The following is a 17,495-nucleotide window of genomic DNA, read 5'->3' as shown; positions in this document are numbered from 1 at the left end:
CGAGGCGAGGACCGCACTGGTCGCGACCGATCTCGACCGCACGATGATCTACAGCGCCACCGCCTTGGCGGAGGGTCGCACGGACGGACAGGACGACGACGTGCGCTGCGTCGAGTACTACGAGGGCGCTCCGCTGTCGTACATGACCACACGCGCCGCCGACCTGCTCACCAGCCTCGCGTCCGAGGTGGTGGTGGTGCCGACCACGACGCGCACCGTCGAGCAGTTCCGACGCATCGCCCTGCCGGGAGCACCCTGGCGGCATGCGATCACGACCAACGGGGCCACCATCCTCGTCGACGGTGAGCCGGATCTCGACTGGCGCCGCGCCGTCGAGGACGCCGTCGCCGGGTCCGCGGTGCCGCTCGCGGAGGTGACCGCGGAGATGACACGGCGGGGCGACGACTCGTGGGTGCTCACGCAGCGGACGGCGGACGATCTGTTCTGCTACCTCGTCGTGAACGTGGAGACGATGCCCGAGGGTTTCGTCGACGAGTTCGCACACTGGTGCACCGAGCGCGGCTGGGGCGTGTCCCGGCAGGGCCGCAAGGTCTATGCGATGCCCGACGCGGTGTGCAAGTCGCATGCCGTCGCCGAGGTGCGCCGACGGTGCGTGAACGCGGGAACTCTGGAGGCCGACGCCCCGGTGCTCGCCGCCGGGGACGGAGCCCTCGACGCGGAGATGCTTCGTGCCGCGACCGCCGCCATCCGTCCGCGGCACGGTGAACTGGAACTGCTGCAGTGGGACGCCCCCGGGCTCGTGGTCACCGAACGGTCCGGCGGTGCTGCGAGCGAGGAGATCCTGCACTGGTTCCGGGCAACGGCCGGCACGTCGGGCTCCGCCGCTGCCCCGCCGACACACGTACGCTGAATTCGGACGTACCCGACCACCCCGGAAGAGGACGAGACGTGGCTGCACAGCCGTTGACCAAGGGACAGAATGCTCCGCTGTCCACCGCCACCGTTCGCATCGGTCTCGAGCTGACCGCACCGGCGGACATCTCCGCCCTGCTCGTCACCGACAGCGGCAAGGTTCGCTCCGACGCCGACTTCGTCTTCTTCAACCAGCCCTCCGGCCCCGGTGTGCAGCTGGTTCCGGGCCAGGGTGGGCCGCAGGAAGTCGCCGTGACCCTCGCCGCGGTCCCGGCCGACATCACGCAGATCCGAGTCGTCGTCACGCTCGACGACTCGTCGAGCAGCTTCGGACGCGTCTCCGCGCCCACCGCCCACGTGATCGACGGCGGCACCGGTGCGACGCTCTACTCGTACACCGTGGACGGCCTCACGACGGAGTCCATCGTCATCGCGCTCGAGCTGTACCGGCGCGGCGACGGCTGGAAGGTCCGTGCCGTGGGCCAGGGTTACGCGGGCGGGTTCGCCGCTCTCGTCGGTGACCACGGGGTCTCGGTGGACGACGCTCCCGCAGCGGCGCCTGCGCCTGCTGCACCCACACCTCCGCCTGCCGCTCCCACACCTCCGCCGGCCCCCACGCCGCCGCCCGCGGCACCCCCGGCACCTTCCGTGCCCGCGGCCCCCGCCGAGGTGAGCCTGACGAAGGCTCGGCCCGTCAGTCTCACCAAGGGTCAGAAGGTGACGCTGAAGAAGGACGGTGGCGTCGCACTGACCACCATCCGCATGGGCCTCGGTTGGGACCCCATCAAGAAGGCCGGCTTCTTCGGAGGCGGGCGCAGCGCGGACGTCGATCTCGACGCCTCGGCGCTGATGTTCTCCGGCGACAAGCACGCCGACGTCGTCTACTTCGGCCAGCTGCGGTCGAAGGACGGGTCGATCGTCCACCAGGGCGACAACCTCACCGGCGAGGGCGAGGGCGACGACGAGGTGATCACGGTGGACCTGACGCGGGTGCCCGCCCATGTGAGCTCGATCGTCTTCATCGTGACCTCGTACCGCGGGCAGACGTTCGAGCAGGTGGCGAACGCCTTCACCCGCCTGGTCGACAACACGATCAACACCGAGCTGGCACGCTTCACGCTGCAGGGCGGCATGCCGTTCACCGGGCTGGTCATGGCCAAGGTGTACCGAGCCGGGAGCGAGTGGAAGCTGCAGGCGATCGGCGACGGCATCAACGCCAAGCACGCGGGCGAAGCGTTGCCGCAGCTCCGTCCGTACCTCTCCTGACGAGGAGTCGTAGGCTCGGGTCGTGACCTCGTCGAACGATCCCTCCGTCTTCGAGTACGGAGTGGACGGCCCCAAGCTGATCGTCGTGGGCCTCGACGGCTCCGACTCCTCCTGGCGGGCGGCCGCGTACGCCGCCGGACTGGCGCGCCGGCAGCACTCCAAGCTCGTGCTGGTCTACGTGCAGACGCTGGCGGCCGGCGCCTTCGCGCAGGCGAGCGGCGTGGTCTACGACTCGGGGAGCCAGGTGGCGGACCAGCTGCTCACCGAGATCCGCGACCACGTGGTGCGTTTCGGCGAGCACCAGCACGTGAACTGGGAGTTCCGGACGTTCCGCGGCGACCCGGCGATGGGACTCGCCGCCGTCGGCGACGAACTGCGTGCCGACGCGATCGTCGTGGGCACGTCCGAGTCTGCCGGGCACCGCATCTTCGGCTCCGTCGCCGTCCGACTGGTCAAGCTGGGTCGGTGGCCGGTGACCGTGGTGCCCTAGGCGGTGGCGCCGCATCCGCGATCGGAACCTCGACGGGCCGCGGACGCACCATCGCCGGCACCCACGACGGATACGCGTCGGGTGCTCCGTCGAGCACACCACCGGCCGGATCGTCGTCGCCGCTGCGACGCACCAGATCGTCCACCGGCCGGTAGATCTGCCGCACCACCAGGACACACAATCCGACGACGGCGAGATCGCGCACCAGGACGGTCGCCGTGAAGTACTGCTCGGGCAGGCCCTTGTCGGCCACGCCCAGGTAGTACATCATCCGTGGAACCCAGACGAGTGCGTCGATGGTCATCCACGCCAACAGGATTCGCCGGTGCGGCAGAGCCAGGACCGCGAGCGGCACCAGCCACAAGGAGTACTGCGGACTCCACACCTTGTTCGTCAGCAGGAAACCGGCGACCACGAGGAAACACAGCTGCATCAGGCGAGGACGCCGCGGAGCCGTCAGCGCCACCCAGCCGATGGCGAGGCACACGACCACGAAGAGCAGCGCCGTCACGAGATTGAGGATCACCGGCTTCTCGCCGGGACCGAGCGGGCCGTCGAATCCGGCCCAGCCGGTGAACGACCGGGCCACGTTGTAGAGCGAGTCCGGATCGGCGCCGCGGTCGGAGTTCAGTCGGAAGAACTCCGACCAGCCACGCGGAAACAGCAGTGCGATGGGCAGATTGACCAGAACCCACGCCGAGAGCGCCGCCGCCGTGGTCCGCGACCAGTCCCTGATGTTCCCCGTGCGGATGCACAGCACGAGGAGCGGACCGAGCAGGAACAGCGGGTACAGCTTCGTCGCGCCCCCGATGCCGAGCAGGACACCGGCCAGCACCGGCCTGCGTCGCGCCCACGCCAGCAACCCACCGGAGGCGAATGCCGTTGCGAGGGCGTCGAAGTTGGTGAAGACGTGCACGATCACCAGAGGGGAACACGCGGCCAGCGCGGCGTCCCACACCCGACGTCCCGCCAACATCGTGGTCGCCCAGATCGTCACGAGCCAGGCGAGGGCGGAGCCGAACGCCACCACGTTGAAATACAGCGCGACCGTGAGCGCCTGCGGCAACCACGGGACCGCAGACCACGCGTGGGCCACCTGCATCGACACGTACTGGTACAGCCCCGCCACCACCGGATACTCCATGTACCGGGTGATCGTGGAACCGTCGGAACCCGTTTCCTCCCACGACTTCTTGTACGGGAACGCGCCCTGATCGAGTCGCTCCGCGCCGTAGAGGGGGACCACGTCGGAGTAACACATCGCGACGTACTGACGGCTCCCGCTCCAGTCGAGTCCCAGCTCGCCGCCGGGGCCGTTCGGGGCCTGCTGGATGCACGCGGCCTTCCCGAACCAGCCCAGCGCGAGAAACACGACAGTGAACGCGAAGATCACGCGCAGTGGCGTGATGTGGCGCTGCCGCCCCACCAACGCGTGCTTGCCCACAGGGCCGCCCACCACCGTCGACAACTCCGCGACCATGGGGTCGGTCAGACTCGGCCGATCGCGCCGACGAGCGGAGCGTCGATCCGTCGCCAACTCACCCGGACTCGCCAACAACTCGTCGGACGAGTCGTCCCGACCGGCCTCCGGCCTGCCCGCCACCCCTAGCCGCCGGGCGGCGTGGCCGGCTCCGGAGCCGCCCCGTCGTCGGGCGGGGTGACGGCGGAAGGTTCCGCCGGCGCCGGGGCCAGACCGGGAACCGGAATGGTGATGCCCGGCAGGATCTCGACCTGCGACGGGACGACGACCGGCGGAGCGACGGGCTCCGGCGTCGTGGGCTCCGGCGCTGCGGAAGAGGATGTGGGCGGCGCCGCGGTCCGTGTCGGCGCGGGTGCCGAGTACTGCGGCACACCGGCCTGGCCGGCGATAGCACCCGGTGCAGGGAACGACTCGACGGGCGAGCCCTCGAGGGACGCGTCGAGCGTGTCCTTCCAGATGTCCGACGGAAGTCCGGAGCCGTAGATGGGTCCCCCGTAGCTGTTCTCCAGCGGGAGACCCTGCTCGGTACCGACCCACACGGCCGTCGCCAGAGACGGCGTGTACCCGACCATCCAGGCGTCCTTGTTCTCGCCGGTGTCACCGAGCTGCGCGGTACCGGTCTTCGCGGCGGAGGCGCGTCCCTCCGCTAGGTTGTGGCCGTTCGAGTAGCCCGCGATGGGACGCATGGCCGCCGTGACGTTGTCCGCGACGGCGGGGTCGACCCGCTGCTCGCCGGGGTCCGCTCCGCGATCGAGCAACACGGTGCCGTCGGCCGTCACGACCTTCTGCACGAAGTGCGGTGCGTGGTAGGTGCCCGATGCGGCGAGCGTCGCGTAGGCGCTGGCCATGTCGATGACACGGGACTGGTACTGCCCGAGCACGATGCCGTTGTTGGGGCCGGCGCCGTTCGGCTCGGTCAGGGTCTCGCCGATGCCCTCGACCTCGGTCGGGATACCGAGGCGGTGCGCCATGTCGGCCACTGCCTGCGGGCCGCCGTCGAGGCTGAGCTGCAACCGGTAGAAGCTCGTGTTGAGCGACCGCTTGAGAGCCTCGGCAATGGTGCAGGTGCCGCAGGACTCGCCCTCGACGTTGCCGATGGAGATGCCGTTGACCGTCAGCGGCGAGCTGTCGTACATCTGCGACAGCGGGATGCCCTGATCCAGAGCCGCCGCCAGGCCGAAGACCTTGAACGACGAACCGGTCTGCAGGCCGGACTGCGCGAAGTCGAAGCCGCGACCGTCGACACCGCCGTAGTACGAGCGCACCGCACCGGTGCGGGGGTCGATCGACACCGACGCCGTGCGCAGCTCGGACGGTTCGCCCTCCATGTTGGAGTTCACGGCGTCGATGGCGGCCTGCTGATCCTGCGGATCGATTGTCGTGGTGATCTGCAGTCCGGCGGTGTTCAGGTCCTGCTCACTGATGCCCGACGCGGTGAGCTCCTTGAGCACCTGGTTCTTGATCAGTCCGTTCGGGCCGGCGTCGGCGGCGTCGCCGCTGTCCACCGAGGCGAGCGGTCGCCACTGCGGGTACTGCATCGCCTGACGCTGGGTCTGATCGAGCGCACCCATCGTGACCATGCCGTCGAGGACGTAGTTCCAGCGGCTCTGCGCACCCGTCGGGTTGTTCTCCGGATCGAGTCCGGAGGGCTGCTGGATGGTGGCCGCGAGCACGGCACCCTCCTCGACGCTCAACTGCTCGACGGGCTTGTCGAAGTACGCCTTCGACGCCGCCGCGATGCCGTACGCGCCGCGGCCGAAGTAGATGGTGTTGAGGTACGCGGCGAGGATGTCGTCCTTGGTCCACTGACGCGCCATCTTCGAGGAGATGACCAGCTCGCGCATCTTGCGGGTGAGCGTCCGCTCGGACCCCACGAGCGCGTTCTTCACGTACTGCTGCGTGATGGTGGATCCACCACCGGCGCTGTCGCGCCCGAGCACGTTGTCGCGAGCGGCGCGTGCGAAGCCGGTGACCGAGAATCCGGGGTTGGAGTAGAAGTCACGATCCTCGGCCGACAACACCGCATTGCGGACGTGCTCGGGGATCTGTCCGATCTCGACGTCGGTGCGGTTGCCCTCGGGAGGGACCACCGTGCCGAGGACGGACGTTCCGTCCGATGCGAGGACGGTGGCGACCTGGTTGGTCTTGATGTCACCGGGCCGCGGAACGTCCTCGACGACGTACGCGACCATGAACACCAGGACCGGAACGACCATGCCCAGCGCGATCAAGCCGTACATCGTGCGCCGCAGGACCTTCCACTTCGACTTCTTCTTCGTCTTCGTGGCAGTACCTCCTGATGGCGGTTCGGTGGGTCCTCCACCGAACCGGTCCCGGTCACCGTCGGCGTCGCCACGCGAGTGGGACGTCACGGGCCGGGAGGGTGGAACGTCGGTCGCCCGTGGATCGTCCGAGTACGGGCGCGGCTGCGAGAACGCCTGCGACCGCGGCGGGGGCGCGGTCGGGGGGATCTGGGTGGTGTCCGGTCCACGATCGTCGTAGGACGGCGGACCGTAGGCCGGGCGCCGCGGGTGATCGGCCGGCGGCCAGCTCGGCGGGGGACCACCGGGGCCGTCCCGGCGAGGCGCACGCGGTGGGGGTGGGCCCGACGGCCGCTGCTGGGGATCGCGGACCGGCTCGTGGCTCGGGCGCCCGTGACGCGGTGGTTCCCCGGGCCCGTCGGGTCGACCGTGGCGGCCGGACGGACGCCCGCGATCGTCACCGGAACTGTCGTAGGGGGAACTCACTCACGTACTCCACTGTCAGGACGCACGTGTGACCAGGTGGCGACGGTCACGTGTGCGTCGGGCTCGTTCGACTCGGTTGCGCGGGGGACCACCGACGGACGGTACCGCCGACGACCTGCGTCCGTCACTCACTGGCCGTGCGTCGGCGGGAGGCGGAGCGTGTGCGGGGGCTCTTGGGCGCCGGAACGGCGCCCAGGACGTACGACTGCACGAGGTGGTTCCAACTGCAGGTTCGGCAGACCTCGACGACGTGCACGGAGAACTCCTCCTGCGTGCCGGCGAGGCGGGTGAGCTCGTCCGCGGTCCGGGCCGAGCCGTTCATCGTCCCGAGCTTCTCCCCGAACACCCAGGAGACCAGCGTGAGCTGCTCCTTCCGGCAGATGGGACACGCCACGGTGGACGGCCGACCGTGGAACTTCGCCGCTCGGAGGAGGTAGGGATCGGCGTCGCAGACCTGGGCCATCGCCGTTCGTCCGGAGTAGACCTCGGCGAGCAGCGACTTGCGCTGCAACGCGTAGTCCACCACCTGCCGCTGTGATCTCACGGTGACCAGAGTACGTGCGCCGTCGAGGTGGGGTGGTGCTCGACCCCGTCCCGTGCGCTGGAGCGGAGCCGTGGAGCCGGAGCACTTGAGGGACCCGGTCCACGGGCCTACCATCTGGCGATGCCGACGGTCCGATCTGTGGGTGTCAGAGCGCGTGACCAGGACAGAGTGCACGCGTGCGCCGCGCTGGACCGTGCGCTCGCGGACGGCCAGATCGACGCCGAGGAGCACGCCACCCGTATCGCCCTCGCCACCGATGCACGTGCGCTCGAGGACCTCCACGATCTGATCGGCGATCTGCAGGGCGAGTCGGATTTGGCTCCGATGGCGTCGCCCGGGACGGCAGCCGCGGGGCTCTCCCGTCGGGGTCGGCCGAGCGTGCTGAGCGCGGTGATCCGGTGGGCTGTTCTCCTGGTCGTCGCCGCACTCCTGTTCCTCGGTGTCCGCGCCTGTGCGTCCGACGACAGCGCGACCGGCACCTACGGCTCGGCCGGCTACCTCGAACCGCGCGCGATGGACGACATCGTGGCGTCGACGGGCATGCTGCTGGGAACCACCGTCGTCGACGAGCTGATGTTCTACTCCGAGTACGTGCTGCTGAGGGCGCCGAGTCCCGACGATCCGGGCCGGGAGAGGCGTTATCAGTACCGCGACGGCGAGTGGAGACAGTCGGACGACGCGGACAGGGACCGAGAGACGGCGACCGTCGACCTCGCCGACCTGGGCCCCGGCGTGCTCGGCGGGTTGGTTCTGGGCGCCGGCGCGAGCCTGAACATCGCCGAGATCGACTCGCTGTACCTGTTCGTCCGGAACACCGGCGCCGGCCCCGCGATCAGCCTGCACGCGAGCAACGAGGCCGCGAACGAGGACGGATACCTCGAGGCGTCCCTGTCGGGCGACTTCCTCAGCGTCACCCCGTTCGATCCGACCGAGTAGGAGACGACGATGGCGACCGGACAGGATCGACGACTGCGCGCCCGTGACATCGATCGCGCCGTGGTCGCGACCGCTCTCGACACCGCGTACGCGGACGGGCAACTGACGTTCGACGAGCACCGGTCACGGGTGGCGGCGGCGAGAACGGCGACGACACTGGGCGATCTCCACGCGTTGGCCGCCGATCTGCAGGCGGCCGTACCGCTGCCCGAGGCGATACGGCCCGCACCCGGACCGTCCCGGCGCCCGGTGATCGTGGGTCTGCTCGTCGTGGTCCTCGTCCTCGGAGTCGCCGTCGTGCTGGCGGTCCGCGGATCCGATGCACCGTCGTCGCCGAGCGTCGCGGCTCCGTCGTCGTCCGTCGGCCCGGGAGCGACGGCCGCGGGCACCGTGACGCCGATCGTCGCGCGACCCTTCGTGTTCGACACCCCGGAGGGCCTGGCCGACTTCCGCGACCGGTGGATCACACGATTCGGCGACCCCGAGGTCACCGAGTTGGTGCTGTACCCGTCGGACGATCGCGCCTCTCTGACCCGCCTCGCCGAGAGCGACCGCGTGCGCGAGGTGTCGGTCCGCGGCGGTTTCGAGGAGTCCGCCGCGACGAGCCCGAGGGAGACGGACGAGCTGCCCTTCGACCTCACCGCGCTCGACGTCGCGGCACTGGCGGGCCTGATGGCGGGTTCCGCGTCGTTCGTCGAGGTACCGGACGCGTCGGTCACCCACGTGCTCGTGCGCAACGAGGGAGTGCCGGAGGTACTGGTCTACGCCGCGGATGCGGACGGCCGCGGTGGATACCTGCAGGCCACCCTGGCCGGTGAGGTCACGCGGGTCAGCCCCCACCGTCCCTGACGGGGCCCGTGTTCATGTTCTCGACAGTTACATGTACCCCCATATATCGGCCCGATACATGTGGCGGTTATAGTGAGCGAGCGTCATCTCGACGCGGACTCGGGTCGGAACGGGAAGGGGACCGCACATGCTCGAACTGGCGATCCTCGGCCTGCTCCTGGAGACACCCATGCACGGTTACGAGCTTCGTAAGCGACTCACCGGACTTCTCGGTGCCTTCCGGGCCTTCTCGTACGGTTCGCTCTACCCCACCTTGCGTCGTATGCAGGCGGACGGGCTCATCGTCGAGAACCCCGGAGTCCAGGGCGCCGTCAAGCGTCGGGCACGTCGTGTTTACGAACTCACGCCGGCCGGCCGAGCTCGGTTCACCGAGCTGGTCGCGGACACGGGTCCGCAGAACTACACAGATGATGGATTCGGCGTACACCTGGCCTTTTTCGGGCGCACCCCCGCTGAGGCGCGGATGCGGATACTCGAAGGTCGGCGTCGCCAGGTCGAGGAGCGCCGTGAGGGGCTCCGCGACGCCATCGGCCGTGCGAGTGGGTCGTTGGACAGGTACACGCGCGGATTGCATCAGCTCGGCCTCGAGTCGAGCGAGCGCGAAGTGCGGTGGCTCAACGAATTGATCGCTGCCGAGGCAATGGCGATCACTTCGGAGAGTCCACCGCCCGCACCCACGACCGACACCTCGGCCGTGGCACACCCGGAGAGCACGTCGGCTCCGGCCACCCGATACGGAAAAGAAGGAGAACCCGACCATGAGTGACAACAGCACTGCGGTGCGCGTGGCCATTGTGGGCGTGGGTAACTGCGCGTCGTCCCTGGTACAGGGCGTGCAGTACTACAAGGACGCCGACGAGAACACCACCGTTCCCGGCCTCATGCACGTGAAGTTCGGCAAGTACCACGTCCGCGACGTCGAGTTCGTCGCCGCGTTCGACGTGGACGCCAAGAAGGTCGGCTTCGATCTGTCCGAAGCCATCTTCAACAGCGAGAACAACACCATCAAGATCGCCGACGTGCCCCCGAGCGACGTCAGCGTCCAGCGCGGCCCGACACTCGACGGCATCGGCAAGTACTACTCGGAGACCATCGAGATCTCCGACGCGGAGCCGGTCGACGTGGCGCAGGCACTGCGTGACGCGAAGGTCGACGTGCTCGTCTCCTACCTGCCCGTCGGATCCGAAGAGGCCGACAAGTTCTACGCGCAGGCCTGCATCGACGCGAAGGTCGCGTTCGTCAACGCGCTGCCCGTCTTCATCGCGTCCGATCCGGTCTGGGCCAAGAAGTTCACCGACGCCGGTGTGCCCATCGTCGGCGACGACATCAAGAGCCAGGTCGGTGCCACCATCACCCACCGCGTCATGGCCAAGCTGTTCGAGGATCGCGGCGTCCAGCTCGATCGCACGATGCAGCTGAACGTCGGCGGCAACATGGACTTCCTCAACATGCTCGAGCGCACGCGCCTCGAGTCGAAGAAGATCTCGAAGACGCAGGCCGTCACGTCCAACCTGCAGCGTGAGTTCAATGCGAAGGACGTGCACATCGGCCCGTCCGATCACGTCGGCTGGCTCGACGACCGCAAGTGGGCCTACGTCCGCCTCGAGGGTCGCGCGTTCGGTGACGTCCCGCTGAACCTCGAGTACAAGCTCGAGGTCTGGGACTCCCCGAACTCCGCCGGCGTCATCATCGACGCCGTGCGCGCAGCGAAGATCGCTCAGGACCGCGGAATCGGCGGACCTGTCGTGCCCGCGTCCGCGTACCTGATGAAGAGCCCGCCGAAGCAGCTCGCCGACGACATCGCTCGTCAGCAGCTCGAGGCGTTCATCATCGGCTCCGACGAGCAGTAGCCACTCGCGAACGTCCCGACGGGGTCGTCACGGTCGATCACTCGGCCGCGGCGACCCCGTCGGCGTCTCACCGGTCGAGCGGGCCGTCGGGGACGCCGAGCAGGTACGACGTGGTGCCGCGGACACCGTCGGACACGAACACCTGGAACGTCTGATCGCAGGTCTCGGTACCGAAGCGGACGACGGCGAGTCGATGATGCGCACCCGTCACGCGCGGCCCCCTCGGAGGAGACGATTCCGTGAGCGGTCGGCGACGTGCGGACGCCGCCGCGTCGTGCTCGTACGTCACGACGGTGCCCTCGGTGGTGACCACGCCGACGGCCGTGATCGGTTCCGTCGCACTCGTGGACAACACCGGCGTGATCACGATCTCCCCCACCTCGTGGTCCCCGTCGGTGACGACGATGGTGAAGCGATCGGAGCCGAAGGACGACGGGTCGTCCTCCCACCGGTCCACAGACGCCGTACGCGAGTAGGTGAACATCCCGTCGGACGCGACGTCCGCGGTACCGCAGGACGGGCCGGAACCCAGTCGGTGGCTCCGCTGTGTGCACAGGGGCGAGGCGACGGACCCCGCCAGCAGGCAGGCCGTGACGGAGGTTCGAGGCATGGGGTCGCTCCTGAGGGTCGTGCGCCGGCCGGGTCGGCCGGATTCTCCTGTACTCACCGTGCCCGACGCGTGCACAAGAAGTGCAAAAGTGCCTGCGTGCGGCGCGAATACGCACAGCTGACTAGACTTGTCAGGTGACGAGTGACTCACCCGCTTCCGTCCGACTCGTCGGTGCCGTCACCGTCGAGCGTGGCTCTCGGGTGGTCGATCCCCGCATCATCGGTGGACCGCGCTGCGTCGAACTGCTGTCGTATCTGACGCTCAATCGCCATCGAGAGGTCTCGCACGACGAGTTGGCGGACCTGCTCTGGCCCGAGAAGCGGCCGCGCACCTGGAATTCTGTGCTGCGTGGGGTGATCTCGAAGGTGCGGGACGTTCTCGACGCCGCGGACATCGCGGGTACGTCGATCGTGTCCCGTACCGGCATGGTGCGTCTGACTCTTCCGCCGGACACCACGGTCGATCTCGAGGAGATCCGGGACGCGTGCCGGCGCACGGAGGGATCACCCGCGGACCGTGCCCGCGATGCCCGGACGGCGTTGCGTCTGCTCGCCGAACCCGTGCTCGTCGGAGCCAACGGCGCGTGGGCGGACGACGTCCGGCGAGAGTTCGACGACCTGCGGCTCACGGCCCTCGAAGCGGACGCCACCGCGTCGATGGATCTCGGTGCGTTCGAGAACGCCGTGTCCTCCGCGGAGTCCCTGCTGGCAGCCGACCCCCTGCGCGAGAGCGCGTACCGCATCGCCATGCGTGGCTACGTGGCACTGGGCGACCGCGGACAGGCTCTCGGGGCGGCGGCGCGATGCCGAGCGGTGCTGGCGGACCGGCTCGGGGTGAGCCCCTCACGCGAGACCCAGTCGTTGTACCTGGAGTTGTTGGAGGACGATACCGAGACCACCCCAGCGCAGCGCGAGGAGCCGCCGGTGGGATCCGCCTTCGTCGGACGCGATGTCGAGATGAGCCGCATCGTCGAGGACCTCGAGGCGGCCGCTGCCGGTCATGGACGGTTTCTCCTGGTCTCGGGTCCGCCGGGGGCAGGGAAGACGTCACTCGCCCGCGCCGTGATGCAGCGTGCCCGCGCCGCCGGCACGGACGTCGTGTCGGGTCGCTGCAGCGAACACTCGACCATCCCGTACGAACCGTTCGTGGAGGCGGTCACCCGCGACCTCGACTCGCGCGGCGTCATCGGAGCGCGTCAGTGGCTGCGGACCAACGGCGCCGACATCCTCGGCATCATCCCCGGGGCCGCACGTCGATTCGGGGACCTCATCCCCCCGCACGTGGACGACGACCGCACAGGGGCGTCCGACGCGGTGCAGCGGTGGCTCGTCGGGCCCGCTCGACAGGCCCCGACCCTGCTCGTGATCGACGACCTGCAGTGGGCCTCCGGCACGACGGCCGCCCTGGTCCGCCATCTCGCGCGGTCGACGCAGAACGACCGACTCTGCATCCTCGCGACAATGCGGGACGAGAACCTCGTGTCCCCGGAACTCCAGGCGACCCTCGACGTCATCCGGTTGTCGGCGGGGTTCCGCGAGATCACCCTGGGCGGACTGTCTCTGGCCGCGGTGCACGACCTCCTCCGCGAGCAGAACTCGACCCTCGACCCCGAGGCCATCGTGGCACGGACCGGTGGCTCCGCCCTGCTGGTCGCAGCCGTCATCGCGGCACACGAGCGCGAACCCGGCGGCTCGCTCCCCTTCACGGTCACGGACGCGGTGCGTCTCGCGAGTCGCGAACTCAGCTGTGACGCAGTCACTCTGCTCGAACTGTGCGCGGTGACCGGGGTGACGGTCTCGCGCCCGCTGCTGCGGGCCGCCTCGACGATCCCGTCCGATCTCCGTTTCGCCGAGACCCTCGACGAACTGCTGGCCGTGAACTTCCTGGTCGCCGGCGACACCGACGACGAGCTGGTGATGAGACACGCTCTCGTGCAGTCGACTCTGTACGACGCGATACCCGGGGCGCGGCGAGCGCAGATGCACTCCGACGTGGCTCGGGCCCTGGTCGATCTCGGTGCCGACACCACCGCCGACGAACTCGCGCGCATCGCGTACCACTTCGGCAGGGCGCTGGACTCCGACCGCTCCGAGGCCGCGCTCTACGCGCGGCGTGCCGGCGACGCCGCCTACGCGGTGTCCGCGTACGAGGACGCGGTGGTGGGGTACCGGACCGCCCTTCGGAAGATGGTGCCGCACGGCGACTCCCGAGAGCGGTGCCGACTGCTGATCGACCTCGGCCGGGCGCAGCGTAAGTGCATCGACCGGTCCTACCGGGCCACTCTCTTCGACGCGATCGCCATGGCGCGGAGACTGGGCGACGTCGACCTACAGGTCGACGCGACGCTGGCGGACACGATCAGTGGTGCGGGCCTGTTCCAGATGTTCGACCCGTTGCCGGAACGACTCGACAGCCTGCACGACGCACTGCACGTCCTCGAGGACTCCGGCCGCTCGAACAGCGCCGCCACGGCCAAGGTCCTGGTACTGCTGGCCATGGAGCTGAGCTGGACCGATGACTGGAAGGAACGCCGAGACCTTCTCGAACAGGCTGTGACGCTGGCGCATTCGGTGGGAGACCGCAGTGCCCTCGAGTCGGCGCTGCGCGCGATGCTGTGGTGCCTCCTGGTGCCCCAGTGCTGGGATCTACGCCAGGAGGCGATGACGCGCCTCGTCGAGCTGGAGTCGACATCGTCTCGGCGGCATCGCGATCCGTCCGCCGCCACCATCCTGGCCAGGACCCAGCAGGCGTTCGGCGACCTCGGCGGCGCCGACTCGACACTCGCGGCGGTGACCCGGGCCGATCTCGCGGACGACCCCGAGATGACCTGGGCCATGGTGTGTTCCAAGTTCGGCGTGGACGTGTCGGCAGGACGACTGGTGCGCGCGGAGACCGTGCTGGCACGGATCTGCGAGACGCCCGACGCCGCGCTCGGCAGCCACACCTACGGCCGCGAACACACGTCGATCCTCACCCTCCGGACGATGCGCGGAGATCTCCGGCACTTCGCGGATCGGCGCGACGAGATGGCCACGATGTTCGACCTGATCCCGGCGTTCCGCCCGGTCGTGGCGTCCTCGCTCGCCGACGTCGGACGCATGGACGAGGCGCGCGAGCTGATGGACTGGTACGACGAGCAACGGCTCGCGGCGATCGCCCCGGACATGCTCTGGCTGATGTCGATGACCTTCATCGCCCGTGCCGGTGCCACGGTGGGCAACACACTGGTGTGCACCGACGTGTACGAACGGTTGCTGCCCTACGCGGAGCAGACCGTGTCGGTCGCCCCGAGCGTCTTCGGCGTGGTGCACCACCACCTGGCCGACGCGTCCCTGGCCACCGGTCACGTCGAGCGAGCGGGTCGCCATCTGCACGCCGCGCGGCGCCTGCACGTCGCCCGCGGCTTCGAGGGATGGAGCGCGGAGGACGCGTATCTCGGTCTCCGCATCGAGCACGCCCGCACCGGACGGCTCGCGGCCCGCGCTCTGGCGTCGGCCCGCACCCGTGCGGACGTCATCGGAGCCTCGGCGGTCCGGCGGCGCATCGACGCCGTCGCGGCCTTGGTGGAGAACTCCGAGCGCTGACTGCTACTCGCCGACGCGGCCGTCCGCAAGACCCTGCGAGCGCCTGTGGACGGCCGTCCCCGGGGACGCTCGGTGGGCCCGGCTCACGGCTGGTCCGGGCGTACTCTCGGCCCGTGAGTTCAGACAGGATGGTGGCCCGCATCGGTGGGCTTCTGCGTCAGGCCGAGTCCACGGACAATCCCCACGAGGCCGAGGCGTTCATGGAGGCCGCGCAGCGTCTCGCGACCGCCGCCTCGGTCGATCTGGCCGTGGCACGCTCGCACACCGCCTCGCGCGAGAAGCGGGCGACGCCGGTGCAGCGCGTCGTCCACATCGGGGAGCACGGCAAGAAGGGCCTGCGCACCTACGTCCTGCTGTTCGTGGCCATCGCCCGCGCGAACGACGTGCAGTGCGACGTGGCGCAGTCGTCGACGCAGGTCTTCGCGTACGGGTTCGAGAGCGACATCGACACGTGCGAGGCCCTGTACGCGAGCCTGCTCGTGCAGATGGTGCGCGCGAGCGACACGTACATCTCGTCGGGTGCGTACCGGGACGCCACCGTGGACCGTGAGGTCACCGTCGTCCGAGGACGCCGGCGCTATCGCACGGTCGAGCGGGCGCCGCTCGCCGGCGTCACTGCCAGGATCGAGTTCCAGACCGCGTTCGCGCACCGGGTCGGCGAGCGCCTGGCCGCCGTCAAGAAGGAGGCCGAGGCCGAGGCGGTCGCCACGGAAGCTCCCGAGGCCGGCACCGCACTGGTGTTGCGTGACAAGGAGATCGAGCTGCGCGACTTCTACCGGTCCGCTTCCACCGCCCGGGGTACCTGGCGCGGCAGCTCGGGTCGCTCGTACTCGTCGGAGGCTCGGCGAGCCGGAGACCACGCCGGTCGACGTGCACGCCTGGGCAATCAGAGCGAGATCGGCGGCCCCCGAGGACAACTCGAACGGTGACCCGCGACAGCCAGCGCTCCCGCGTCTACGACGCCGAGCATCAGGTCCGCACCATGTTCGACCGCGCGGACGAACGGGGCCTGCGCACCGTCGAGATCCTCGGGTCCACGGTCACCCTGCCGATCGAGCGGCGCTTCGCCTCGCTCGACTCGGTCCAGACCTACGTCGACGGCGTCACCGCTCTGGACTGGGTGCGCAGCGAGTGGCCACGCGCGGCGGTCCCGGTACGGGTCCGGGCCCGCTCGGGCGCGGGCGCCGCGCACTACGAGGTCGACACCGCCACCATCGCTGTCCCACTCCACGTACGGGGACGCGCCTGGGCCCTGCGCGAGATGGTGGTGCTGCACGAGATCGCGCACCATCTCGAACCCGGCGATCCGGACGACCACCGCGAACCGGCCCACGGCGGCGCGTTCGTCGATCGCTATCTCACCCTGGTCTCGGAGATCATCGGCGTTGAGGCAGGTTTCGTCCTCCGCGCGACGATGCACGCGTGTGGAGTGCGCATCGGTTGACAGGCCGGGCACCATGGAAGCGACAGCCAGCGCACTCACCGAAGGATCACACATGTCCGTTCGCATCGGAGTTCAGCTTCAGCCCCAACACGCCCCCGATTACGGCCTCATCCGCAACGCGGTGTTGCGGTCCGAGGACGCCGGCGTGGACATCGTCTTCAACTGGGATCATTTCTACCCGTTGTACGGCGACCTCGACGGCGCCCACTTCGAGTGCTGGACGATGCTGGGCGCCTGGGCCGAGCAGACCTCGAACGTCGAGATCGGCGCGCTCGTCACCGGCGGCGGCTACCGCAATCCCGACCTGCTGGCCGACATGGCGCGCACCGTGGACCACATCAGTGGAGGACGGCTGATCCTGGGCATCGGCGCCGGGTGGAACCAGAAGGACTACGACAACTTCGGCTACGACTTCGGCACCGCCGGCTCACGCCTGGCACTGCTCGACGAGAGTCTCGCCCGCATCACCTCGCGTCTCGCCGTCGGCAATCCGGCGCCCACTCGCCACATCCCGATTCTCATCGGCGGTGGCGGTGAGAAGAAGACGCTCAAGATGGTCGCCCGCTACGCCGACGTCTGGCACAGCTTCGCCGACCTGGACGCGCTGAAGCACAAGTTGGAGGTCCTGGCCGGACACGGTGAGACCGTCGGCCGCGACGTGTCGCAGATCGAGCGATCGGTGGCGTGGCCGGGCGCGGACGACGCGCAGGCCTTCGTCGACGCCGGAGCCACCCTCTTCACCGTCGGCGTCAACGGCCCCGACTACGACCTCACCGAGCTGACCGGCGCGATCTCCTGGGCGCGGTCGCACCAGGGTTGACA

The 17,495-nt window shown here is 69.3% G+C and carries 15 protein-coding genes; 11 read left to right on the top strand and 4 right to left on the bottom strand.

From position 1 onward, the window contains the following. Positions 1–43: 43 nt before the first annotated feature. From OHB23_RS04875 to OHB23_RS04865, 3 genes are read left to right on the top strand one after another with little or no spacing between them, the layout of a single operon-like run. Positions 44–871 carry a hypothetical protein gene (locus OHB23_RS04875; protein WP_056442152.1) on the top strand — a complete coding sequence of 276 codons (828 nt, stop codon included), beginning with the start codon at positions 44–46 and terminating at the stop codon, positions 869–871. Positions 872–909: 38 nt separating this feature from the next. Further along, positions 910–2,139, top strand: coding sequence for a TerD family protein (locus OHB23_RS04870; RefSeq protein WP_328810996.1), 1,230 nt, complete (start codon positions 910–912; stop codon positions 2,137–2,139). A gap of 22 nt (positions 2,140–2,161) precedes the next feature. Beyond that, on the top strand, positions 2,162–2,629 hold the full coding sequence (locus OHB23_RS04865; RefSeq protein WP_027506008.1) for a universal stress protein: 468 nt from the start codon (positions 2,162–2,164) through the stop codon (positions 2,627–2,629). Here the strand turns inward: OHB23_RS04865 and OHB23_RS04860 are convergent. The 3 genes from OHB23_RS04860 to OHB23_RS04850 all read right to left on the bottom strand — a co-directional run bounded on the left by OHB23_RS04860 (position 2,592) and on the right by OHB23_RS04850 (position 7,400). Further along, complete coding sequence (locus OHB23_RS04860) at positions 2,592–4,109, bottom strand: glycosyltransferase family 87 protein (RefSeq protein ID WP_222632688.1); 1,518 nt, start codon at positions 4,107–4,109, stop codon at positions 2,592–2,594. The two genes, OHB23_RS04865 and OHB23_RS04860, sit on opposite strands and share 38 nt — an antisense overlap. Before the next feature lie 125 nt (positions 4,110–4,234). Continuing rightward, complete coding sequence (locus OHB23_RS04855; protein ID WP_328811588.1) at positions 4,235–6,349, bottom strand: transglycosylase domain-containing protein; 2,115 nt, start codon at positions 6,347–6,349, stop codon at positions 4,235–4,237. 631 nt (positions 6,350–6,980) lie between these two features. Further along, positions 6,981–7,400 carry a DUF5318 domain-containing protein gene (locus OHB23_RS04850; protein WP_056695695.1) on the bottom strand — a complete coding sequence of 140 codons (420 nt, stop codon included), beginning with the start codon at positions 7,398–7,400 and terminating at the stop codon, positions 6,981–6,983. Between the two features lie 138 nt (positions 7,401–7,538). Here OHB23_RS04850 and OHB23_RS04845 point away from each other — a divergent pair, with 138 nt between their 5' ends. The 4 genes from OHB23_RS04845 to OHB23_RS04830 all read left to right on the top strand — a co-directional run bounded on the left by OHB23_RS04845 (position 7,539) and on the right by OHB23_RS04830 (position 11,035). After that, positions 7,539–8,336, top strand: coding sequence for a DUF1707 SHOCT-like domain-containing protein (locus OHB23_RS04845; RefSeq protein ID WP_328810995.1), 798 nt, complete (start codon positions 7,539–7,541; stop codon positions 8,334–8,336). A 9-nt stretch (positions 8,337–8,345) separates the two neighbouring features. Next, a complete protein-coding gene (locus OHB23_RS04840; RefSeq protein WP_328810994.1) occupies positions 8,346–9,185 on the top strand; it encodes a DUF1707 SHOCT-like domain-containing protein in 840 nt (279 codons plus the stop codon). Positions 9,186–9,312: 127 nt separating this feature from the next. Further along, a complete protein-coding gene (locus tag OHB23_RS04835; RefSeq protein ID WP_027506004.1) occupies positions 9,313–9,951 on the top strand; it encodes a PadR family transcriptional regulator in 639 nt (212 codons plus the stop codon). Further along, the gene (locus tag OHB23_RS04830; RefSeq protein WP_027506003.1) at positions 9,944–11,035 is read left to right on the top strand and encodes an inositol-3-phosphate synthase; all 1,092 of its coding nucleotides are present in this window, start codon (positions 9,944–9,946) and stop codon (positions 11,033–11,035) included. Before OHB23_RS04835 ends, OHB23_RS04830 begins: the two co-directional genes overlap by 8 nt. 67 nt (positions 11,036–11,102) lie before the next feature. Here the strand turns inward: OHB23_RS04830 and OHB23_RS04825 are convergent, their stop codons facing one another. Continuing rightward, positions 11,103–11,645 (bottom strand): hypothetical protein, encoded by a 543-nt coding sequence (locus OHB23_RS04825; protein WP_027506002.1) that lies wholly within the window; start codon positions 11,643–11,645, stop codon positions 11,103–11,105. Between the two features lie 134 nt (positions 11,646–11,779). On the opposite strand from OHB23_RS04825, the gene OHB23_RS04820 reads away from it, so the two are divergent. The 4 genes from OHB23_RS04820 to OHB23_RS04805 all read left to right on the top strand — a co-directional run bounded on the left by OHB23_RS04820 (position 11,780) and on the right by OHB23_RS04805 (position 17,493). Further along, on the top strand, positions 11,780–15,229 hold the full coding sequence (locus OHB23_RS04820; protein WP_328810993.1) for an ATP-binding protein: 3,450 nt from the start codon (positions 11,780–11,782) through the stop codon (positions 15,227–15,229). A gap of 113 nt (positions 15,230–15,342) precedes the next feature. Continuing rightward, a complete protein-coding gene (locus tag OHB23_RS04815; RefSeq protein WP_056440912.1) occupies positions 15,343–16,158 on the top strand; it encodes a DUF2786 domain-containing protein in 816 nt (271 codons plus the stop codon). After that, positions 16,155–16,673, top strand: a complete 519-nt coding sequence (locus OHB23_RS04810; protein ID WP_328810992.1) for a TIGR04338 family metallohydrolase — start codon at positions 16,155–16,157, stop codon at positions 16,671–16,673. The genes OHB23_RS04815 and OHB23_RS04810 overlap by 4 nt, the downstream gene beginning before the upstream one ends. 52 nt (positions 16,674–16,725) lie before the next feature. Continuing rightward, entirely contained in the window at positions 16,726–17,493 is a 768-nt protein-coding gene (locus OHB23_RS04805) for an LLM class F420-dependent oxidoreductase (protein WP_328810991.1), read from the top strand. Positions 17,494–17,495 lie beyond the last annotated feature (2 nt).

It is taken from the genome of Rhodococcus sp. NBC_00294, assembly GCF_036163995.1.
Classification (GTDB): Bacteria; Actinomycetota; Actinomycetes; order Mycobacteriales; family Mycobacteriaceae; genus Rhodococcoides.
The sequence above is the reverse complement of the archived record's forward strand: the minus strand, read 5'-3'. Positions and strand labels throughout refer to the sequence as shown.